The sequence below is a fragment of the Intrasporangium calvum DSM 43043 genome (assembly GCF_000184685.1).
GTDB classification, from domain to species: Bacteria; Actinomycetota; Actinomycetes; order Actinomycetales; family Dermatophilaceae; genus Intrasporangium; species Intrasporangium calvum.
On sequence record NC_014830.1, the window covers coordinates 3,514,286 to 3,533,387 of the forward strand.

Below are 19,102 nucleotides of genomic sequence, written 5' to 3' on the forward strand. Positions count from 1 at the left end.
CGCGTCAGAGCTCGAAACCGGTCGGGAACGGGTCGGTGGGGTCGAGCATGTACTGCGCCGTCCCCGTGATCCACGCCCGGCCGGTGAAGCTGGGCAGGATGCCCGGACGCCCGCCGACCGTCGTCTCGCCGAGGATCCGCGCCTGGAACTGACTACCGATGAACGACTCGTTGACGATCTCCTCACCCACACCCAGCAGCCCGCGCGCGTGCTGCTGGGCGAGGCGGGCGCTCGTGCCCGTGCCGCACGGCGACCGGTCGAACCACCCCGGGTGGATCGCCATCGCGTGCCGGGAGTGGCGGGGCGTCGAGCCCGGCGCCTCGAGGTAGACGTGGTGGCAGATGTCGATCTCCGGTGCCTCGGGGTGGACGACGGGGTTCTGCTCGTTGATCGCGCCCATGATGGCGAGCCCGGCGTCGAGCAGGCGCTGCTTCTCCGCGCGGTCGAAGGGCAGGCCGAGCTCCTCGAGCTTGACGAAGGCATAGAAGTTGCCGCCGTAGGCGATGTCGTAGCGAACCCGGCCGAGGCCCGGCACCTCGACGTCCTGGTCGAGGGCGTGGGAGTAGGCCGGGACGTTCTCGAGGGTGACGGCGACGGCCCGGCCGTCCCGGACCTCGGCCCGGGCGACGACGAGCCCGGCCGGAGTGTCGAGGCGCACGACGGTCTCCGGCTCGGTCACGGGCACCATGCCGGTCTCGATGAGGACGGTGACCGCGCCGATCGTGCCGTGCCCGCACATCGGCAGGCAGCCGGAGACCTCGATGTAGAGGACGCCCCAGTCCGCGTCGGGCCGGGTGGGCGGCTGGAGGATCGCCCCGGACATCGACGAGTGGCCGCGCGGCTCGAACATGAGCAGCTTGCGCAGGTCGTCCCGCTCGGCCATGAAGCGCAGGCGGCGTTCGGCCATGGTCGCCCCCGGCAGCACCCCGACGCCGCCGGTGATGACCCGGGTCGGCATCCCCTCCGTGTGGGAGTCCACCGCGTGGTAGACGACGGAGGTGCGCATGGCTCAGCTCACCCCGGCGTCGATCAGGGCCTGCGTGGCCTCGCGGACGACCTTCTCCTGCTCGGCAGTGAGCGGCTGGCGCGGCGGACGGCAGCCGCCGCCGTTGCGCCCGATCATGTCCTGCCCGAGCTTGATGGCCTGGATGAACTCGGTCTTCGAGTCCCACCGGAGGACGGGGTGCAGCTGCCGGTAGAGGGGCAGGGCGGCCTCGACGTCTCGGGCGACCGACAGTCGGAAGAGCTCCCGGCACGCCTGCGGGAAGACCTGCGGATAGCCGGCGACCCAGCCCACCGCACCGGCGATGCCGACCTCGAGAACGGTGTCGTCCGTGCCGATCATGAGGTCGAGGCCGGGCGCGAGCTCGGCGATCTCGTAGCAGCGCCGCACGTCGCCCGAGAACTCCTTGACGCCGACGATGAGGCCCTCGGCGTGGAGCTTGGCCAGGATGTCCGGGGTGAGGTCGACCTTGGTGTCGATGGGGTTGTTGTAGGCGGTGACCGGCAGCCCGACGCCGGCGATGAGCTCGTAGTGCTCGAGGATCGCGCGCTCGTCGGCGCGGTAGGCGTTCGGCGGAAGGGCCATCACGGCGTCGCAGCCGAGGTCCTTGGCGACCTGCGCGTGGCGCCGCGACTCGCGGCCGCTGTAGGCGCCGACGCCGGGCATGACCGTGAAACCCTCGGGCGCGGCCTCGCGCGCGGTCCGGACGACGGTGTCGCGCTCCTCCCAGGAGAGCGTCTGGTACTCACCGAGGGAGCCGTTGGGCGCCACCCCGTCCAGGCCCTGCGAGGCGAGCCACGCGACGTTCTCGCGGTAGGCCGCGAAGTCGGGCTCCCCGTCGGCGTCGAACTGGAGGCTCGTCGCGACGATGACGCCGTGCCACGGCTTGCGCTGGTTGTCGGACATGGTGCTCCTCGGGTCTCGGGACGCGAGGTCCGTGCCAGACCTCGCGGCGCGCACCAGACTAGGGCGCGGCAGCGTTCAGTGCAATATTACATTGCACTTTTGCTCGGGGGTGTGCCAGCACGCCGAGCGGTACCGGGGTCGAGACGAGCCGCTCGGTCGCGGCGCCGCCGCCGCCGGCGAGAAGCTCGACCGCATGGCCACAGACGCGTCCCTGGCACCAGCCCATCCCCGCGCGGGTGAGCTGCTTCACCTGACGGGCACCCGTCGCCCCGCGCTCCGAGATCGCTCGTTGCACCACGCCCGCCGAGACCTCCTCGCACCGGCACACGACGGTGCTCGGACGCAGGGTCTCGGCCCACCCGGCCGGGACGGGATGGGCACGCTGCATCGCGGACGCGAACCGGCGCAGCCGGGCGATCACCGCCCGCAGCCCAGCCACCTCCGCAGGCGGCCCGCTCCCGGCGTCGCCGGCGACGACCCCGTATGCCGCGAGGTGGCCCTCCGCGACCGCGAGCGCCGCTCCCCCGACGCCGCACGCCTCGCCGGCCGCGGACACCCCGGGTCGGCTCGTGCGCTGCCAGTCATCGACCTGCACGACCGCGGTGCCCGACGTGTCCGGGGCGAGAGCGCAGCCCAGGGTGACGGGGAGGTCGAGCTGCGGCGAGAACCCCCAGCCGACGCCGACGGCGTCCACCTCGAGCCTGCGCAGGCCGTGCCGTTGCGGCCGACCCGCGCCGTCCACCCTCGCCACCGTGACCGCCTCGACCCGGTCGACTCCGTGTGCCTCGACGATCATCGTGCGCACGTGGACGGGGACCCGGTGTCGCACCAGGGTGGCCGCATACCCGGCGCCCTCCGCGAGCTTTCCCCGGTTGGCGACGACGGGTCCGAGCTCGCGCAGCCACCGCACCGGCGAGTTCGCCTCGAAGACCCCGACGACGGACGCGCCGCGCGCTGCGAGTCCGGCCGCGACGGGGAGCAGGAAGGGTCCGGTGCCGCCGACCGCGACGCGCCGACCGGCCGCGACGTCACCGGCCTTGAGCAGGGCTTGGAGGCCACCGGCCGTCATGACGCCCGGCAGGTCCCAGCCGGGGAAGGGCAGCGCCCGGTCATGGGCCCCGGTGGCGATGACGAGGCGGTCCGCGCCGATCTCCACGGTGCGCTCGCGGCCCGGGCCCGCGCCGCGGTCGACCGCGTGGACCACGTAGCCACCGGCAGTCGGGACGACCGTCCACACGTGGTGCTCGGTGAGCAGGGTCGCCCGGCCGGCTGCGCGGCCTTCGTCCAGGCGGGCCCGGAGCGACTCGAACGTGCCGAGGTCGTGGTGGAGCCCACGAAGCGCCTCGGGGTTGACGCCCTGCGGGTCGTCGGTGGGCGGCGGCTGCCGCCAGTACTGCCCGCCGGGACCTGCGCCCGCGTCGACGAGGATGACGTGCATCTCGCTGACCTCGAGCAGCGTTGCGGCACAGGCGAGCCCGGCGGGGCCGGCCCCGACGATGACGACGCGCTCGGGCGCGAGCTCACTCGGCGGCATACCCTGTCCCCTCCTGTGTCGTGACCGCGCTGCTGTCGCGGGCCCGCACGAGGCAGGCGCGCTGGTTGGGCACACCGTCGACCGTGACGAGGCAGTCGAAGCAGATGCCGATGCCGCAGAAGAGACCCCGCGGTCGTCCCTCCAGGCGGGTGGTGCGCCACGAGACCGTCCCGTGGGCGACGAGGGCCGCCCCCACGGTCTGTCCGTCCCGGAAGGGGACCGGCGACCCGTCGAACGCGAAGCTCGGCATCACGCCTCCTGCTCGATGAAGCGGTCGGGCAGCAGCTCGGTGTAGCGGGCGACGTCGACGCCGTCCCCACCGAGGATGTGCTGCGTGATGAGCCGGGCCGTACCCGGCGCCAGGCCGATGCCGGCCCCCTCGTGTCCGCAGGCATGGAAGAGACCAGGGACCCTCGGGTCGGGGCCGATGACCGGAAGGTGGTCGGGGCAGTACGGGCGGAAGCCCCGGTAGACGCGCAGGAGGTTGACCCCTGCGAGGAAGGGGAAGAGCGCGGTTGCCTGTCGGGCCAGGATCGAGATGACGTTGACGTCCAGGGTGGTGTCGAACCCCACCCGCTCGCGGCTCGCCCCGATGAGGATGGTGCCGCCCCGCGTCCCCTCGACGACGCACGACGTCTCCAGCCCGGCGTCGGAGGAGGCGACGTTGGACACGTAGTCGGCGGAGTACACCTTGTGCCGGACCATCGGCGGGAGCGGCTCGGTCACGAGGATGAAGCCGCGTCGGGGCAGGACCGGCACGGCACCACCGAGCCGCTCGCCGACCTCGCCACCCCACGTGCCCGCCGCGTTGACGACAGCGTCCGCGCCGATGACCTCTCCCGTGCCGGTGCGGACCCCGGTGAGGCGCCCGGTCCGGTCCAGGACGGCGCCCCGCGCGTCGGCACCCGGCACGAACCGCGCGCCATGCCGTTGGGCCGCCTCCAGCATCGCTGCCGCCGCGAGGACGGGCTGGACCTGCATGTCCTCGGGATAGAGCACGCCGCCCGCGAGCCCCGGCGCGAGGTGCGGCTCGAGGCTGCGGAGGTCGTCGACATCCAGGGCCGTGGTCCCGGCAGCGCGCTGGGACCGGGCAAAGCCCTCCAGTGCGTCCAGGCCCTCGGGGGACGACGCCACGACGACGCCGCCCTTCTCCTCGAGCTCCATCGGGTCCCGCCCGAGCTCGTCCCCGAGCTCGAGCCAGGCGTCACGGCTCAGCCGCGCGAGGTCGAGCTCGGCACCCGGCCCCTTGTCGGAGACGAGGATGTTGCCCTCGCCCCGGCTCGTCGTGCCCGAGGCGACGGGACCGCGGTCGAGGACGACGACGTCCGCACCCCCACGGGCCAGGTCGTGGGCGCACGCCGCTCCGACGATGCCCGCGCCGATGACGACGACCGTACTCACCTGTGAATCCTCGGCACGTGTGTAATGTTACACAGCACAGTCCGGACCGTTGGCGCGAAAGGCCCCCCATGCTCCTGACAGGACAGTCCATCATCGCCGGCACTCCGACCGCGGGCTCGGGCGGCACGTTCACGGCCGTCGACCCGAGCACGGGCGCAGCCCTGGGCCCGGAGGTCTCCTGCCTCACCCCGGACGAGGTGGCGCTCGCCACCCGCGCCGCGGCCGAGTCCTGCACCGCCTACCGCTCCACGACGCCGACTGAGCGGGCGGCCTTCCTCGAGGCCATCGCCGAGGAGATCGAGGCCCTCGGCGACGAGCTGCTCGAGCGGGCCCATGCCGAGACGGCCCTGCCGCTCGCCCGCCTCCAGGGCGAACGCGCCCGCACGTGCGGCCAGCTGCGGATGTTCGCCGGCGTCGTCCGCCAGGGGGACCACCTCGGCGTGCGCATCGACTCGGCGCTGCCCGACCGCGCGCCCCTGCCCCGGCCCGACCTCAGGTTGCGCCAGATTGCCCTGGGGCCCGTCGCGGTCTTCGGCGCAAGCAACTTTCCGCTCGCCTTCTCCACAGCCGGCGGCGACACGGCCTCCGCGCTGGCCGCCGGCTGCCCCGTCGTCGTCAAGGCGCACAATGCCCACCCCGGCACCAGCGAGCTCGTGGGACAGGCCGTCGCCCGGGCCGCGGGCCGCACGCAGATGCCGGCCGGCGTCTTCTCCCTCGTCTTCGGCCTCGGCAACGAGGTCGGAATGGCGCTCGTCACCGACCCGCGGATCCACGCGGTCGGCTTCACCGGCTCCCGCGCGGGCGGGCTCGCCCTCGTCGCTGCGGCGGCAGGACGAGCCCAGCCGATCCCGGTCTACGCCGAGATGTCGTCGACCAACCCCGTGATCCTCCTCGAGGGCGCCCTCACCGGTGACCCGACACGCCTGGCCACCGCCTACCTCACCTCCCTGACGAGCGGGTCGGGCCAGTTCTGCACCAACCCCGGCCTGCTCTTCCTGCCCGATGGTGAGGCCGGCGACGCATTCCTCGCCGCCGTGGCCGAGCAGGCCGCGCAGGCCGCGGGACAGACCATGCTCACGCCGCAGATCCGCACGGCCTTCGGGGCGGGCATCGAGCGGCTCGGCGCCCACCCCTCCGTGCGGACCATCGCTCAGGGTGTGGCCGGCGCCGGCGACAACGCTCCCGCCCCCATGGTGTTCGCGACCGAGCTCACCGCGCTGGCCGAGGACCACGGCCTCACTGAGGAGGTCTTCGGAGCCGCGGGCCTCGTGGTCCGGTTCGGTGACGTCACTCGCCTCGCGGAGCACCTGGCCGACCTCGCTGGACAGCTCACCGCGACCATCCACGCCACCGACGCCGACCACGAGGCGGCGGCCGTCCTCGTGCCCGTCCTCGAGACGCGCGTCGGCCGAATCCTCTTCAACGGCTGGCCAACCGGAGTCGAGGTCACCCACGCGATGGTCCACGGCGGCCCCTTCCCCGCCACCTCCGACGCACGGTCCACCTCGGTCGGGTCACTCGCCATCGAGCGGTTCCAACGGCCGGTCTGCTACCAGGACGTCCCGGCGTCCCTGCTGCCCCAACCGGTCCGCGACGACAATCCCTGGCAGCTGAGTCGCCGCATCGACGGGACGGTCGAGCCGCCCCAGTGACCCGGATCCTCGCCGAGCCCGAGCCGTCCCGGCTCCGCCTCACCGTCGAGGAGGAGTCGATGCGCCGGGGCGACGAGGGTGCCGGTGTCGCGATGGCGATGCGGGTCGTCACGGGGCTCGCTGAGGTCCGGCGGGCTCCCCGTCTCGTCGGGGTCACCTCGGCGCACGTTGACGGGTGCCTCTACCACGGGCAGGTCGGACTCGACTTCGCCCGGCGCCTGCACGACCTGGGAGCCCGGGTGCGGATCCCGACGACCCTCAACGTCGGGTCCCTCGACCTCCTCCACCCCGACCTCGTCCGCGACGCCACGCCCGCGCAGCGCGAGGTCCGGAGCCAGGGGAAGGCCCTGATGGACGCCTACCTCGCGCTCGGTGCACGGCCCACCTGGACGTGCGCCCCGTACATCGTCGACTCCCGGCCCCGACTCGGCGAGCACGTCGCGTGGGCCGAGTCGAACGCGATCGCCTTCGCCAACTCGGTCCTCGGCGCCCGCACGGATCGCTACGGGGACTTCCTCGACATCTGCGCCGCGATCACCGGTCGCGCGCCGTATGCCGGCCTGCACACGGACGCTGCCCGCCGCGGCCAGGTGGTCGTCGACTGCACCGCGATTCCCGAGCGCGTCCTCGGCGGCGACCTCGCCGGGCCGCTGCTCGGCTACCTCGTCGGGAGCCGGGTGGGCAGTCGCGTGCCGGTGTTCGTCGGGCTGCCGTCCACGACGTCCGAGGACCAGCTCAAGGCACTCGGCGCGGCAGCCGCGTCGTCGGGCGGCGTGGCGATGTTCCACGTCGTCGGCGTCACCCCAGAGGCGCCGACCGTGGAGGCTGCCCTCGGTCCGGACCGCTCCGGAGACCCGGAGACCATCACGCTGACGACGACGGACCTGCGGGCCGCTCGGGACGAGCTCACGACCGACGGGGGTGAGCGGCTCGACGCGGTGAGCATCGGCACCCCGCACGCCTCGGTCGACGAGGTCGCCGCGCTCGCTGCGCATCTCGCGGACGGACCTGCGCTCGCTTCGGGCGTCCACGTCTACATCTCCATGGGGCGGTCCGTGCTTGCGGAGGCGGCGAGCCGAGGCCACATCGCCGCGCTCGAGGTAGCGGGCGTGCAGATCGTCGTCGACACGTGCACCTACGTCACGCCGATCCTCGGCGCCGACGTCCGCGTCGTCATGACCAACAGCGGCAAGTGGGCTCACTACGCGCCGGCCAACCTCGGCGTCGCCGTCGTCCTGGGCAGCCTGGCCGAGTGCGTCGCCTCGGCGCGTGCCGGTCGCGTCGTCCTCGACCCGGAGACCCTGCGCTGATGGCCTCCATGACCGGCCGAGCCCTGCGCCCCGGATCCGCCTCGGGCGCGCTGCTCGTCCTCGACGAGCCGCTCTCCTTCTGGGGCGGCAGCGACCTGGCCGGGACGATCATCGACACCCACCACCCGCAGCATGGCCAGTCGTTCGCGGGACGGGTCCTCGCGATGCGCAGCGGTCGCGGGTCGAGCTCCAGCTCCTACGTCCTCGCCGAGCAGCTGCGCCGCGGCACCGGACCGCTCGCCATCGTGCTGGCCGAGCCCGACGCCATCATCGTGCTGGGCGCCCTCGTGGCCCACGAGCTCTACGGGCACTCGGTGCCCGTCGTGCTCGTCCCGCCGGACGAGCTCGCGCGACTCCGGACCGGCGACGTCGTCGAGGTCTGCGCCTGAGCCCGCCCGGTCGCGGTGCGCGTCCCTACTCCACCGGATCCCGGAGCGGCAGGTACATCACGTGCAGGCCGACGAGCCCACGTTCCGCGTCGTCGAAGGCCTGCGGGACCGTGCCGATGATCCGGAATCCGAGCCGCTGCCACAGCCGGACAGCGCCCGCATTGGTCTCGACGACGGCGTTGTACTGCATCGCGTGGAAGCCGGACGAACGCGCCCACTCGACGACGTGGCGAGCGAGGGCGAGGCCGATGCCCTCGCCCTGGCGGTCCGGGTCGACCATGAAGGAGGCGGTCGCGACGTGGGAGCCGCGGCCGGGACGGTTCGGGCCCATCTTCGCCGAGCCGACGACGACTCCGTCGATCGTGGCGACGACGGTGCGCCAGGGCGCGGGCTCGAGCCAGTAGGCCTGCGCCTGCTCCGAGCTCTGGTCAGGCGGGAGGGCATAGGTGCGGCCCTCGTCGGAGATCCGGGAGTAGAACGGGTAGATGTGCGGCCAGTCGGCCTCGTTCGCCTCGCGGATCTCCAGCATGAGCCCAAGCGTAGGCGGGCCCGCGGCCCACGGGACCGGGCGGAGTCGTCGTGAGACCCCGACCGCCTGGTCAGTCGAGGAGCAGGGTGAGCCCGGCCCCGACGAGCCAGACGTCCTTGGCGAGGGCGGTGCCCGCCTGCGTCGGACGGATGCTGCCCTCCTGCCGCATCCCCGGAGTCTGCAGGTAGACGCTGAGCAGGCCGCCGCCGAAGGCGGTGAGGGCTGCGCCCGCCATGCGTGACGGCACGAACGGCGCCAGGAGGGCGATCCCGAGCGCCATCTCGGCGCGGGAGAGCAGCTGCGCGAACTCGGTCGCGTCCATCTCCTTGAGGGACCCGGGCAACGTCACCGACGCCATGCCGTGCAGCCCCTCGGCGGCTTCACCCTGAAGGCCGCGCTTGCCGAGACCGGAGTTGAGGATGAAGGCGCCCGTCGCCAGGCGCAGGGGCAGGTGACTCAGTTTCATATCTGCCTAGTTACCCGAGTCTCGGCCAGATACACCCCTGAGGCTCGCGGGCCGGTGCGGTACCTTCTGTTCGACTTCGTGACAAAGGATCCCAGTGCGCCTTGCTTCTCGCCTGCTCGCGGCCCTGCTCGTGATCGGTTCCCTCGTGGCAGGTCCCCTGGCCGCGGAGCCCGCCGGTGCAGGGGAGCCCACCGACCCCCTCGTCGTCGTCCTGCCACCTGAGTCCGTGGTGCCTGCGACTGCGACCCCGGTCGTGCACGGGCCCTTCGACATGGTGGTGGAGGTGAGCGGTGCCGGGTCCGAGGACGTGGTGCTGATACCGCAACTGCCTTCGTGGTGGATCAGCTCTCCCCAGGCAACGCCGAAGACGATCCCGGGCGGGTCTTGCCTGGTCACCTGCCGCGTCTCCTGGCGCATCGACCCCGCGGCACAGACAGCGCCGTGGTATGCAGGCGTCGCGGGTCTGGGCGTCATTGCCACCATGGGGGACCGCTCGATCCAGACCTACGGCGCCGCCGCGGACTACCGGCCCCTCGTTCAGCCGACCTGGGTGACGCAGCTCAGCGGCGACGCGACCGACAACACGGTGGCCAACTCGTCGGGCGTGTTCGACACCGGCGGCGAGGTCGGGTTCGCCGGCATCAGCGGCCGGGGCGGCGGCGAGCGGATCCAGGTGTCGGCCATCCCGTACGGCAGCGACCTGTCGGCCCCGCGACTCGCCCCGGTTGACGCCAGCTGGGGCCCCGATACCGATGAGTGGGGCTACTCCACCGGTCGAGCCCGGATCGACACGTCCGGGCTTCCGGAGGGGGTCTACCGCGTCGTCGCCCAGGCCCACGACGGGGCCGGTCACTGGAGCTTCGCCACACCCTCGGACCTGATCGTGGTCCACAGCCCCTTGGTCACGCTCGACATGAGCGGTCCGACGGTCGTGGCTACCGGCCGCGAGACGACGGCCACGGTGACGGTCCGGGGCCTCCGCTCGCCGCAGACCCGTCCCGGCACGGTTCGCCTCACGGTGGGCGGCGTCGAGCACGTCGTTCCAGCCGACACGTCCGACTGGTACGTCCCCGCCGGCCCGAACCAGCCCGCGAGCCGACCCCTGCCCGTGCCCACGAAGGGGCTGCCCGTGGGTCGGACCGTGGTTGACGTCGAGGTCCGCGACGTCAACGGCGCAGTCCTGGGGACCGCGTCGACGTCGTTCGAGATCGTCGACTTCAAGGAGACGGTCAGCATCCCCAGGTTCGTCGTCGGCACAAGCAGCTCCGTGCGCCTCCGCGCGACCGCGCCCACCGGGACGACCCTGCTCCAGTGCCACGTGCGGCTGTTGCCACCGCTCCTGTCCAGTCCGTTCTGGAACCTGTGCCCCGGACCGAACGCCACCAGTGTTGACGCCCTCCGGCTGATCGTTCCGTCCAACGCCGGGACCGGCCTGCTCGAACTCGACATCCTGGGCCACGACGGCGTCCTCGGCCCGCAGCGGAACTTCCCCGTCACGGTCTACGCGAAGCGAACGGCCTCCCTCGCCGCCCCGGGACGCGCCACCTGGGGCACGACGCAGACGGCCAAGGTGACCGTGCTCGACGAGAAGACGATCGGCGTGCGCAGTGCCGCCGGCTCAGGCCTCACCGTCACGCTGCAGCTGAAGAAGGCCGGCACCTCGACGTGGGCGACAATCGCCACCGGGACCACCGGCTCAGCCGGCACCGCGGCGATCCGCTACAGCCACAAGGCGACCGGTCGACTCCGCGCGCTGGTCAAGGGAGCCGTGCCCGGCACCACGGTGCGGACGCCAGAACGATCGACCACCTCGGTCGCCAGGGTCTCGTGGTCCTCTTTGCCGACGTCAGCCCGCGCCGGCTCCCTCGTCACGGCAGCCGTCTACGCACGGCCCTACGTGCAGGGCGCCGTCGTCCGGTTCCAGGCCCGCAAGGTCGGCACCTCGACCTGGAGGACGTATGCCACCGGCAACGTCGCCAGCACCAGTTACGCGAAGACCTCCGCGCGGCTCTGGTCGAAGGGCACCTGGGAGGTGCGCATCCAGCGCGTGGGAACCACCCTGCAGGCGACCGGCTACAGCGCCGTGCGCCGTATCTCCATCACCTGACGGGTCCACCGGGGATCGCTGCCCGGACGTGTCTGCGAGGCGGTCGGGGCGGCTCGATAGGCTTCCGAGGACGGAGAGGAGCGGCGCCATGGCCGACTACGACGTCCGCATGATCGTCCTTTCGACGGACGACCTGGACGACTCGATCGCGTTCTACCGCGACACCTTGGGGTTCGAGCTCAAGTTCCGCGACGGGACGCACTTCGCCGCACTCGACGGGGGGACCGTGACGCTCGCCCTGGCGACGGCGCTGGACCACCCGATCCCCGGCAAGGTCGCGGTCGGGATCAGGACCGACGACGTCGACGCAGCCGCGAAGGCGGTCGAGGACAACGGCGGCGCGATCCTTCGCGCGCCCTACGACGACGCCTACGAGCGCCGCGCCGTCGTCTACGACCACATGGGCAACGGCCTCGTCTTCTACAGTCCCCTGCCCAAGCCCTGACACCCAGCCACGGCAGGTCGCCGCGCCTCGCGCGCAAGTGAGCTGAGCGGCATACGGCCGGATGCCGCTGGGCTCGCTCCCGCTTGCGCCTTCCCTTCACATCACCTTCACGGACGCTTCACAGGCCGGGTCAACACTGGTGCCATCGGTCCGCCCGGGCGACGCCCACCAGCGGGTCGCACCGCGAAGCGAGGACGAGATGGCGACGAACCCGACTGCCGTGAAGGGCCCCACCGACACGAGCCCGCATCCCGTACGCAGGCCCACGGCATACCAGCGCCGGATGAGATCGATCACCGGGCTGCATCGGCGACGCCGCCTGGTCCAGCTGGCCGTCGTCGCCCTCATCACCGCGATGGCGGTCCGGCACCAGCTCGAGTCGGCGACCGACGCCCCTTCGGTCGACGCCCTGTGCCCGTTCGGCGCCCTCGAGACCATGTGGACGTGGGTGACGACCGGCGCCTTCATCTCCAAGATCCACCCCTCCAACCTCGTCATCGGAATCGGTCTCCTCGCCGCCGTCCTCGTCGCGGGCAGCGCCTTCTGCGGCTGGATCTGTCCGTTCGGCGCGATCCAGGACGCGCTGCACTGGGTCAAGCGCAGGCTGCGCATCCCCACGGTCACCGTCCCGCCCCGACTCGACCGGGTCCTGCGTCACGGCCGCTTCGTCGTCTTCGGCGTCGTCCTCGTCGCGAGCGCCACCACCCTGAAGCTGTGGTTCGCCGACTACGACCCCTACCTCACCCTGTTCGGCCTCTCGTGGGCCTTCGAGCCCGACCTCGCGGCGATGTGGCCAGCACTCGCGATCCTGCTCGGCGTTCTCGCCGTGTCGATGCTCGTCGAGCGCGCCTTCTGCCGCTATCTCTGCCCCTTGGGCGGCGCCCTCAGCATCCTCGGCCGCCTCAGCATCCTGCGCATCCACCGCAGCGCCTCCGCCTGCACCGACTGCGACCTCTGCACCAAGCCGTGCCCCGTCGGCATCGACGTGGCCAAGGCGGCTCCCGTCGTCAGCGCCGACTGCATCGGCTGCCTCGAGTGCGTCGCGACGTGCCCCAAGGCCGGCGCCCTCGAGGTGACCGCGGCGCCACCGTGGGCGCACCTGCGCAAGCGGCTCGACGCGACGGTCCCACCCGGGCCGCTGCCGGTGACCATCAACCGTCGGCGACCGGCGAGCCAACGGGCGGGGGCGAACCGATGAGGAGGACGAGCCGCTGGCTGCTGCCGGCCCTGTCGCTGATCCTGTTCTTCGGCGCCATCGGCGTCGCGCAGGCGGCCGGGTGGTGGGTGACGAGCGGGCGCGAGCCCATCGCCGCTGGTGCGATGACCGCCGACGACCTCAAGGGCTGGATGACCCTGCAGCAGGCAGCGGACGGCCTCGCCGTGCCGGTCGACGAGCTCGTCGTCCTCCTGGGGGCGCCGGCCGGAGCGGGGGTCGGACCCGGCACAGCGTTCAGCGAGGTCGAGGCGCTGGTGCCCGGCTTCGAGCTGACCACCTACCGCGAGACCGTCCGCGCGCACCTTGGCACCGGAGCCGCCGATGTCCCGGCGGTGGCCCAGCCGACGACCGCGGCAGGGGCGTCGACACCGCCGCCCAGTCCGTCGCCGATCTCCACGACCCACGTCCCGAGCAGCACGCCGACGGGAACGTCGACCGGCTCACCCACCGGGACGCCCGCCGGCACACCGACGGATGGGATCCGGGGCTCGATGACGATTCGCGAGGCGGCCGCGGCCACCGGTGTCGCCGTCGACCGGCTACTGGCCGAGGCCCGGCTGCCCGCCGACCTCGACCCGGACCTGCCCCTGCGCCAGATCCAGGACGTCGTCGAGGGTTTCGAGATCCAGACGCTACGTGACGCGGCCGCGTCGTTGACTCGGTGACGTTGACTCGGTGACGTTGGCTCGGTGACGTTGGCTCGGTGACGTTGACGACGTCCTACCCGGCGGCGGTCAGTCGGACGAGGGCGGCAGCCGACCCCGCGTCGACTTCAGGTCGCCCCGGCGCTTCTTCGCATCGAGCCGTCGGGACTGCGAGCCGCGGGTGGGCCGCGTCTTGCGCCGCGCCGGAGCCGGTGGGGCGAGCGCCTCGACGAGCAGGTCGCGCAGCCGCTCCCGGACGGCGGCGCGGTTCCGGTTCTGCGACCGGTACTCCGAGCCGACGAGCCGGATCCGGCCGGCGACGAGCCGGTCGGAGAGGCGCTCGAGCAGCCGCTCCCGCTGCGCCGCGGTGAAGGCGACGCTCGCGCCGGGGTCGAAGAGCAGCTCCACCCGGCTGTCCGTGGTGTTGACGCCCTGGCCTCCCGGCCCGCTGGACCGGCTGAACCGTTCGACGAGCTCCGCGGCCGGGATGACGACCTCGCCGAGGCCGGGCGCCCGGAGCACGAGGTCCTTGCCGGGTTCGGTCACCCGCTCATCCTCCTCCTCCACGTACGGTGGGCACGTGAACGCCGAAAGTGCCACCCGACTGGTGCAGCGCCGCCTCGGCCTCGCCCTGCGGGACCGCGTCGCCGGCGAGGACGCTCCCGAGCGCGCCCAGCGGATCTGGGGCAAGCCGGGCGAGCGGTGGTTCACCCCGGACGACCCGATCTGGCGCGTCCACGAGGACGCCTCCATGTTCGCCGGCGGCATCGCCTCCCTGCTCCTGCAGTCGCTCCATCCCCTGGCCATGGCCGGAGTGGCCGGGCACAGCGGCTACAAGAGCGACGCATGGGGCCGTCTGCAGCGGACCAGCCACTACATCGCGACGACGACCTACGGGACGATCGAGGACGCCGAGGCCGCGATCGCCCGGGTTCGCGAGATCCATGAGCGGGTCCGCGGTCGCGACGATCTCGGGCGGCCCTACCGCGCCAGCGACCCGCACCTGCTCCTCTGGGTCCACGTCGCCGAGATCCACTCCTTCCTGCGCGCGCACCAGACCTTCGGGGCCAGACCGCTGAGCCCGCGCGAGACCGACCGCTACGTCGAGCAGACCGGCGTGGCCGCCCGCCGGCTCGGCGTGACCCACCCGCCCACCGATGCCCTCGGCCTGCAGCGGGTGCTCGACTCCTACCGGCCGGAGCTCGAGGCGACCCCGGCGGCCCTCGAGGCGGCCCGGTTCCTCCTGCTGCATCCGCCCCTGCCCCTCCTCGCGCGGGCCGGCTACGGGACCCTCGCCTCCGGGGGCGTGTCCCTGCTGCCGGACTGGGCGCGGACCATGCTGCGGATCCCCGTGCCGGGTCCGGTCGCGCGCCATGTCGCGCACCCGCTGGGGCAGCTCGGCACGGCCGCGGTCCGCTGGGGCATGGCCGGTGTCACGGCGTAGCGGCCCGGTAAGGGGACGGTTGACGCACCTTCCCCGAGGCTGAGACTCGTCCCCAGCACGAAACCCTGACCGCCGCGCCCGGCAGCTGCGTCATCAGTCCCAGCCGAGCGGGCAGCAGCCCATCCAGCCGCCCCCGCCTCGCCGGTGCTCAATCCACGTTGAGGCGGTAGCCCTTCTCGCGGAGCGCCGCGGTCACCGCGTCCGCATGCTCCCGCCCCTTCGTCTCGAGCGTCACGCCGATCTCGACCTCCTGGACGGTGAGCGCCCGGACCGTCCGGGAGTGGGCGACGTCGACGACGTTGGCATCGAGCCGCGCGCAGTCGGCCAGCAGCGCGGCCAACGACCCCGGCCGGTCCGGCACCCGGAACTTCAGCTCGAGGTAGCGGCCGCCGGCGGCCATGCCGTGCCGGATGATCCGGAGCAGCAGGAGCGGGTCGATGTTGCCGCCGGAGAGCACCGCGACGACCGGCCCCTCCACCTCGCCCGCGGCCGAGCGGTCGAGCAACCAGGCAGCCGCGGCGGCCCCGGCCGGTTCGACGACGAGCTTGGCCCGCTCGAGCAGGAAGAGCAGCGCCCGGGCGAGCGAGTCCTCGGAGACGGTCTCGACGGAGTCGACGTACTGCTGGATCACCGCGAACGGCACGTCCCCGGGGCGACCGACGGCGATCCCGTCCGCCATCGTCACCATCGTCGACAACGCCACCGGGTGCCCGGCCGCCAAGGACGCCGGGTAGGCCGCCGCCCCCGCTGCCTGGACCCCGACGATCCGGACGTCCGGCCGGAGGGCCCGCACCACGGTGCTGATGCCGGCCAGCAGGCCCCCGCCGCCCACGCTGACCACGACGGTCTTCACATCAGGACACTGCTCGAGGATCTCGAGACCGCAGCTGCCCTGTCCCGCAACGATGTCCGGGTGGTCGAACGGGTGGATGAGCACCGCGCCGGTCTCGTCGGCGAACTCCTGGGCCGCGACGAGACACTCGTCGATCGTCGTCCCGAGCTGCTCGACGTCGGCGCCGTAGCCCTGCGTCGCGAGCAGCTTGGGCATCGCCGCCCCGAGCGGCATGTAGACCTTGGCGCGGATCCCCAGCATCGACGCCGCGAGCGCCACACCCTGGGCGTGGTTGCCGGCGGACGCGGCCACGACCCCGGCCCGCTTCTCCTCCTCGGACAGCCGCGCCATCCGCGTGTAGGCGCCCCGGATCTTGAACGAGCCGGCCCGCTGGAGGTTCTCGCACTTGAGCTGGACCGTGGCCCCGACCCGTTCGCTGAGCCCGCGGCTGTACTCGAGCGGGGTCGGCCGGACGATGCCGTCGAGGAGCGCCCGGGCGGCGCGCACGTCGTCGATCGTCACCGGGGGTAGCTGGTCCACGAACGCCACGCTACGCCTCGGGTGCCGTGGGCACCCGGCTCAGCTCAGCGGCATACGACATCTGCCGTATGCCGCTGGGCTCGCTCCCCGACGAAAGGCGGGGCCCGCTCCTACCGCGCTCGGCCGGCGGCGTCGGTCAGGGAGCGCAACCGCTCGGCGTGGGCGTCGGTGAGCGCGCCCGGCTCCATCCGCCAGCCCCAGCCGCCCTCGATCCCGGGGGTGTTCATCCGCGCCTCGGAGCCGAGACCCAGCACGTCCTGCGCCTGCATCATCGTCAGCTCACCGGGCATCGTGAGGGCGAGCTCGATGAAGGCCCAGGACGGCTCGTCGTCGACGTGGGCGCGAACTCCCCTGTCCCAGCAGGCGCCTCGAACCATGTCCCGCACCTCCTCGGGCTGCTGCGCCCACCAGCCGCGCACGGTGTCGTTGTCGTGGGTGCCGGTGTAGACGACCTGGTCGGGGCGAAGGCGGCTCGGGTGGTGGATGTTGTGCGGGTCCCACGGCGTGAAGCCGAACTGGAGGACCGCCATGCCCGGGAGCCCGAGCGCCTGGCGCAGCTCGACGACCGGCGCGTCGATGTCCCCGAGGTCCTCGGCGAGCATCGGCAGGTCGCCCAGCTCGGAGCGCGCGGCGTCGAAGAGCGCGCGTCCCGGGCCGGGCTCCCAGTGCCCGCTCATCGCCGTCTCGGCGTCGGCGGGGATGGCCCAGTAGCCGGCGAACCCGCGGAAGTGGTCGAGGCGCACGAAGTCGAACAGCTCGAAGGTGCGCCGCAGCCGCTCGACCCACCACCGGAACCCCTCGTCCGCCATGACGTCCCACCGGTAGAGCGGGTTGCCCCACAGCTGGCCCGTCGCGGCGTAGGCGTCCGGGGGGCAGCCGGCGACGGCGTCGCTGCGGAACAGGTGCGGCCACGCGCGGACGTCGGCGCCGTCCGGTGCGACGTAGATCGGCACGTCGCCCATCATCCGCACCCCGCGCTCGACCGCGTAGGCGCGCAGCGCGGCCCACTCGCGGGCGAACCGCACCTGGTCGGCCAGGTCGCCCCCGAACGCGGTCCACGAGCCGACCCAGTAGGACTCCCGGTCCGCGAAGTGCGCGAGCTCGTCCGCGCTGACGGGAGCGTCGGGATGCTCGAGGAGCGCCGGCGACACGGCGAAGGCGGACGGCGACTTGTACGGGGAACCGTGCACATCAGGAACGGAGACCGGCAGCACCTGCCACACCGACTGCCCGGCCGCCGCCAGCCAGTCGACGAAGGCGCGCGCGGATGCGCCCAGTCCTCCGTCCGGCAATGAGGTGATGTGCAGCTGGACGCCGCTGGCGCGCTCGGTGATCACGCGCACAGACTCTCACGCTGGCCGGTCCCCGCGCGTGCGCTGACCTGCCGTGCGTGTCCGCGTCGAGTGTGCAGTTCGTGCCGGGCCTCGGCGTCAGCGCAGCGGGCCCATCTCGCGCACCACGTGCTCCGCGATCGCCAGACTCGACGTCGCGGCCGGTGACGGTGCGTTGCGGATGCTCGTCACTCCCCCGGTGTGAGTGATCCGGAAGTCGTCGACGAGCGTCCCGTCACGTTCGACCGCCTGGGCTCGCACCCCCATGCCGTTGCGGACGACGTCGGCGGGCCCGATCTCCGGCACGTAGCGCGACGCCAGCCGCATGTACGCCCGCTTCGACAGCGACCCGACCACCTCCTTGACACCCGTGCGCCAGTGGGTCCCGGCCAGGTGCCAGAACCCGGGCCAGGTGACGATGTCGCGGACGTCGGCGAGGCTCACGTCCGATCGGCGATACCCCTCGCGCTTGAGGCTGAGGACGGCGTTCGGCCCGACGTCGAGCGCTCCGGTGACCCGCCGGGTGAAGTGCACGCCGAGGAACGGGTAGCGCGGGTCGGGCACGGGATAGACCATGCCCCGGACGAGGTCTCGCTTCGCCGCGGTCACGCTGAGGTACTCGCCGCGGAACGGGACGATGCGCGGGCCCCTCGATCCGTCGACGAGCCCGGCGAGACGGTCGGCATGCAGGCCTGCGCAGATGACGAGGCGGTCGACCCGCTGACGGTCCGACCCTGCGACGACGTCGATCCCGCCGGCCCTGCGCTCCACGCCGGTCACGGTGGTCGCGAGGCGGATCTCGCCGCCGCTGTCGCGGATCTCCCGAGCCATCGCCTCGGCGACGGCGACGAAGTCGGTGATGGCGGTCCGCGGCGAGTGCAGGGCCGCGAGACCGACCGCATGCGGCTCGATCTCGCGGATCGCCTCTGCCGAGACCCGCTCCAGCCCCGGCACCTGGTTGCGCCGGGCGGTCTGCTCGAGGGCGTCGAGCCGACCGAGCTCCGACGGGTCGACCGCGACGACGAGCTTGCCGCACTCGTCGTAGGCGATCCCCCGTTCGGTGCAGTAGTCGCGGAGCAGGTCGCGGCCGCGGGCGCACAGCTGCGCCTTGAGGCTGCCGGGCTGGTAGTAGATCCCGGCATGCACGACCCCGGAGTTGTGGCCCGTCTGGTGGCTCGCGAGACGGGCCTCCTTCTCGAACACCACGACCCGGGCTCCGGGTCGTTCCCGCGCCAGCTCGCGGCCGATGGCCAGCCCGACGATGCCGCCACCGACGATCCCGATCGTGTGCTCGCGCGTCATGGACCGATCTTGGCCCTCATGAGGGGGAGACGACGACACCCGGGCGCCGCG

19 protein-coding genes are annotated in these 19,102 nt (G+C 72.8%); 8 read left to right on the top strand and 11 right to left on the bottom strand.

The window, feature by feature from the left end:
- Window positions 1-4: 4 nt before the first annotated feature.
- The 5 genes from INTCA_RS16055 to INTCA_RS16075 are packed head-to-tail and all read right to left on the bottom strand — an operon-like array spanning window position 5 to window position 4,844.
- On the bottom strand, window positions 5-1,006 hold the full coding sequence (locus tag INTCA_RS16055; protein WP_013493976.1) for a proline racemase family protein: 1,002 nt from the start codon (window positions 1,004-1,006) through the stop codon (window positions 5-7).
- A 3-nt stretch (window positions 1,007-1,009) separates the two neighbouring features.
- Entirely contained in the window at window positions 1,010-1,909 is a 900-nt protein-coding gene (locus tag INTCA_RS16060; protein ID WP_013493977.1) for a dihydrodipicolinate synthase family protein, read from the bottom strand.
- A 58-nt stretch (window positions 1,910-1,967) separates the two neighbouring features.
- Entirely contained in the window at window positions 1,968-3,443 is a 1,476-nt protein-coding gene (locus INTCA_RS16065) for an FAD-dependent oxidoreductase (protein WP_013493978.1), read from the bottom strand.
- Window positions 3,430-3,693: a (2Fe-2S)-binding protein gene (locus INTCA_RS16070; RefSeq protein WP_013493979.1), complete on the bottom strand. Its 264-nt coding sequence runs from the start codon at window positions 3,691-3,693 to the stop codon at window positions 3,430-3,432. Before INTCA_RS16070 ends, INTCA_RS16065 begins: the two co-directional genes overlap by 14 nt.
- A complete protein-coding gene (locus INTCA_RS16075) occupies window positions 3,693-4,844 on the bottom strand; it encodes an NAD(P)/FAD-dependent oxidoreductase (RefSeq protein WP_013493980.1) in 1,152 nt (383 codons plus the stop codon). The genes INTCA_RS16070 and INTCA_RS16075 overlap by 1 nt, the downstream gene beginning before the upstream one ends.
- A 68-nt stretch (window positions 4,845-4,912) precedes the next feature.
- On the opposite strand from INTCA_RS16075, the gene INTCA_RS16080 reads away from it, so the two are divergent.
- From INTCA_RS16080 to INTCA_RS16090, 3 genes are read left to right on the top strand one after another with little or no spacing between them, the layout of a single operon-like run.
- Complete coding sequence (locus INTCA_RS16080) at window positions 4,913-6,496, top strand: aldehyde dehydrogenase (NADP(+)) (protein ID WP_013493981.1); 1,584 nt, start codon at window positions 4,913-4,915, stop codon at window positions 6,494-6,496.
- The gene (locus INTCA_RS16085; RefSeq protein WP_013493982.1) at window positions 6,493-7,806 is read left to right on the top strand and encodes an aconitase X; all 1,314 of its coding nucleotides are present in this window, start codon (window positions 6,493-6,495) and stop codon (window positions 7,804-7,806) included. Before INTCA_RS16080 ends, INTCA_RS16085 begins: the two co-directional genes overlap by 4 nt.
- Window positions 7,806-8,195, top strand: a complete 390-nt coding sequence (locus tag INTCA_RS16090; RefSeq protein ID WP_013493983.1) for an aconitase X swivel domain-containing protein — start codon at window positions 7,806-7,808, stop codon at window positions 8,193-8,195. Before INTCA_RS16085 ends, INTCA_RS16090 begins: the two co-directional genes overlap by 1 nt.
- A gap of 25 nt (window positions 8,196-8,220) precedes the next feature.
- On the opposite strand, the gene INTCA_RS16095 is transcribed toward INTCA_RS16090, so the two are convergent.
- On the bottom strand, window positions 8,221-8,724 hold the full coding sequence (locus INTCA_RS16095; protein WP_013493984.1) for a GNAT family N-acetyltransferase: 504 nt from the start codon (window positions 8,722-8,724) through the stop codon (window positions 8,221-8,223).
- A 70-nt stretch (window positions 8,725-8,794) separates the two neighbouring features.
- On the bottom strand, window positions 8,795-9,190 hold the full coding sequence (locus tag INTCA_RS16100) for a hypothetical protein (RefSeq protein ID WP_013493985.1): 396 nt from the start codon (window positions 9,188-9,190) through the stop codon (window positions 8,795-8,797).
- 94 nt (window positions 9,191-9,284) lie between these two features.
- Here INTCA_RS16100 and INTCA_RS16105 point away from each other — a divergent pair, with 94 nt between their 5' ends.
- From INTCA_RS16105 to INTCA_RS16120, 4 genes are all read left to right on the top strand, one after another.
- Complete coding sequence (locus INTCA_RS16105) at window positions 9,285-11,297, top strand: hypothetical protein (protein WP_013493986.1); 2,013 nt, start codon at window positions 9,285-9,287, stop codon at window positions 11,295-11,297.
- Window positions 11,298-11,385: 88 nt separating this feature from the next.
- Window positions 11,386-11,742 (top strand): VOC family protein, encoded by a 357-nt coding sequence (locus INTCA_RS16110; protein WP_013493987.1) that lies wholly within the window; start codon window positions 11,386-11,388, stop codon window positions 11,740-11,742.
- A 283-nt stretch (window positions 11,743-12,025) separates the two neighbouring features.
- Entirely contained in the window at window positions 12,026-12,940 is a 915-nt protein-coding gene (locus INTCA_RS16115; RefSeq protein WP_169312928.1) for a 4Fe-4S binding protein, read from the top strand.
- Entirely contained in the window at window positions 12,937-13,623 is a 687-nt protein-coding gene (locus INTCA_RS16120) for a hypothetical protein (RefSeq protein WP_013493989.1), read from the top strand. The genes INTCA_RS16115 and INTCA_RS16120 overlap by 4 nt, the downstream gene beginning before the upstream one ends.
- 69 nt (window positions 13,624-13,692) lie before the next feature.
- On the opposite strand, the gene arfB is transcribed toward INTCA_RS16120, so the two are convergent.
- Entirely contained in the window at window positions 13,693-14,148 is a 456-nt protein-coding gene (arfB, locus tag INTCA_RS16125; RefSeq protein WP_013493990.1) for an alternative ribosome rescue aminoacyl-tRNA hydrolase ArfB, read from the bottom strand.
- A 34-nt stretch (window positions 14,149-14,182) separates the two neighbouring features.
- On the opposite strand from arfB, the gene INTCA_RS16130 reads away from it, so the two are divergent.
- Complete coding sequence (locus tag INTCA_RS16130; RefSeq protein ID WP_013493991.1) at window positions 14,183-15,046, top strand: oxygenase MpaB family protein; 864 nt, start codon at window positions 14,183-14,185, stop codon at window positions 15,044-15,046.
- A 148-nt stretch (window positions 15,047-15,194) separates the two neighbouring features.
- Here INTCA_RS16130 and ilvA read toward each other — a convergent pair whose 3' ends face one another.
- The 3 genes from ilvA to lhgO form a co-directional block, all read right to left on the bottom strand.
- Complete coding sequence (ilvA, locus tag INTCA_RS16135) at window positions 15,195-16,427, bottom strand: threonine ammonia-lyase (RefSeq protein WP_013493992.1); 1,233 nt, start codon at window positions 16,425-16,427, stop codon at window positions 15,195-15,197.
- 101 nt (window positions 16,428-16,528) lie between these two features.
- Window positions 16,529-17,755 carry a 4-alpha-glucanotransferase gene (locus INTCA_RS16140; protein WP_041308933.1) on the bottom strand — a complete coding sequence of 409 codons (1,227 nt, stop codon included), beginning with the start codon at window positions 17,753-17,755 and terminating at the stop codon, window positions 16,529-16,531.
- A 93-nt stretch (window positions 17,756-17,848) separates the two neighbouring features.
- Window positions 17,849-19,051, bottom strand: a complete 1,203-nt coding sequence (gene lhgO, locus INTCA_RS16145; RefSeq protein WP_013493994.1) for an L-2-hydroxyglutarate oxidase — start codon at window positions 19,049-19,051, stop codon at window positions 17,849-17,851.
- Window positions 19,052-19,102: the final 51 nt, after the last annotated feature.

Bases quoted from the DNA above. Each gene is read 5' to 3' on its own strand.
- INTCA_RS16055 (WP_013493976.1), bottom strand. From the start codon at position 1,006: ATGCGCACCTCCGTCGTCTACCACGCGGTGGACTCCCACACGGAGGGG.
- INTCA_RS16060 (WP_013493977.1), bottom strand. From the start codon at position 1,909: ATGTCCGACAACCAGCGCAAGCCGTGGCACGGCGTCATCGTCGCGACG.
- INTCA_RS16065 (WP_013493978.1), bottom strand. From the start codon at position 3,443: ATGCCGCCGAGTGAGCTCGCGCCCGAGCGCGTCGTCATCGTCGGGGCC.
- INTCA_RS16070 (WP_013493979.1), bottom strand. From the start codon at position 3,693: ATGCCGAGCTTCGCGTTCGACGGGTCGCCGGTCCCCTTCCGGGACGGA.
- INTCA_RS16080 (WP_013493981.1), top strand. From the start codon at position 4,913: ATGCTCCTGACAGGACAGTCCATCATCGCCGGCACTCCGACCGCGGGC.
- INTCA_RS16090 (WP_013493983.1), top strand. From the start codon at position 7,806: ATGGCCTCCATGACCGGCCGAGCCCTGCGCCCCGGATCCGCCTCGGGC.
- INTCA_RS16095 (WP_013493984.1), bottom strand. From the start codon at position 8,724: ATGCTGGAGATCCGCGAGGCGAACGAGGCCGACTGGCCGCACATCTAC.
- INTCA_RS16100 (WP_013493985.1), bottom strand. From the start codon at position 9,190: ATGAAACTGAGTCACCTGCCCCTGCGCCTGGCGACGGGCGCCTTCATC.
- INTCA_RS16110 (WP_013493987.1), top strand. From the start codon at position 11,386: ATGGCCGACTACGACGTCCGCATGATCGTCCTTTCGACGGACGACCTG.
- INTCA_RS16115 (WP_169312928.1), top strand. From the start codon at position 12,026: ATGAGATCGATCACCGGGCTGCATCGGCGACGCCGCCTGGTCCAGCTG.
- INTCA_RS16120 (WP_013493989.1), top strand. From the start codon at position 12,937: ATGAGGAGGACGAGCCGCTGGCTGCTGCCGGCCCTGTCGCTGATCCTG.
- lhgO (WP_013493994.1), bottom strand. From the start codon at position 19,051: ATGACGCGCGAGCACACGATCGGGATCGTCGGTGGCGGCATCGTCGGG.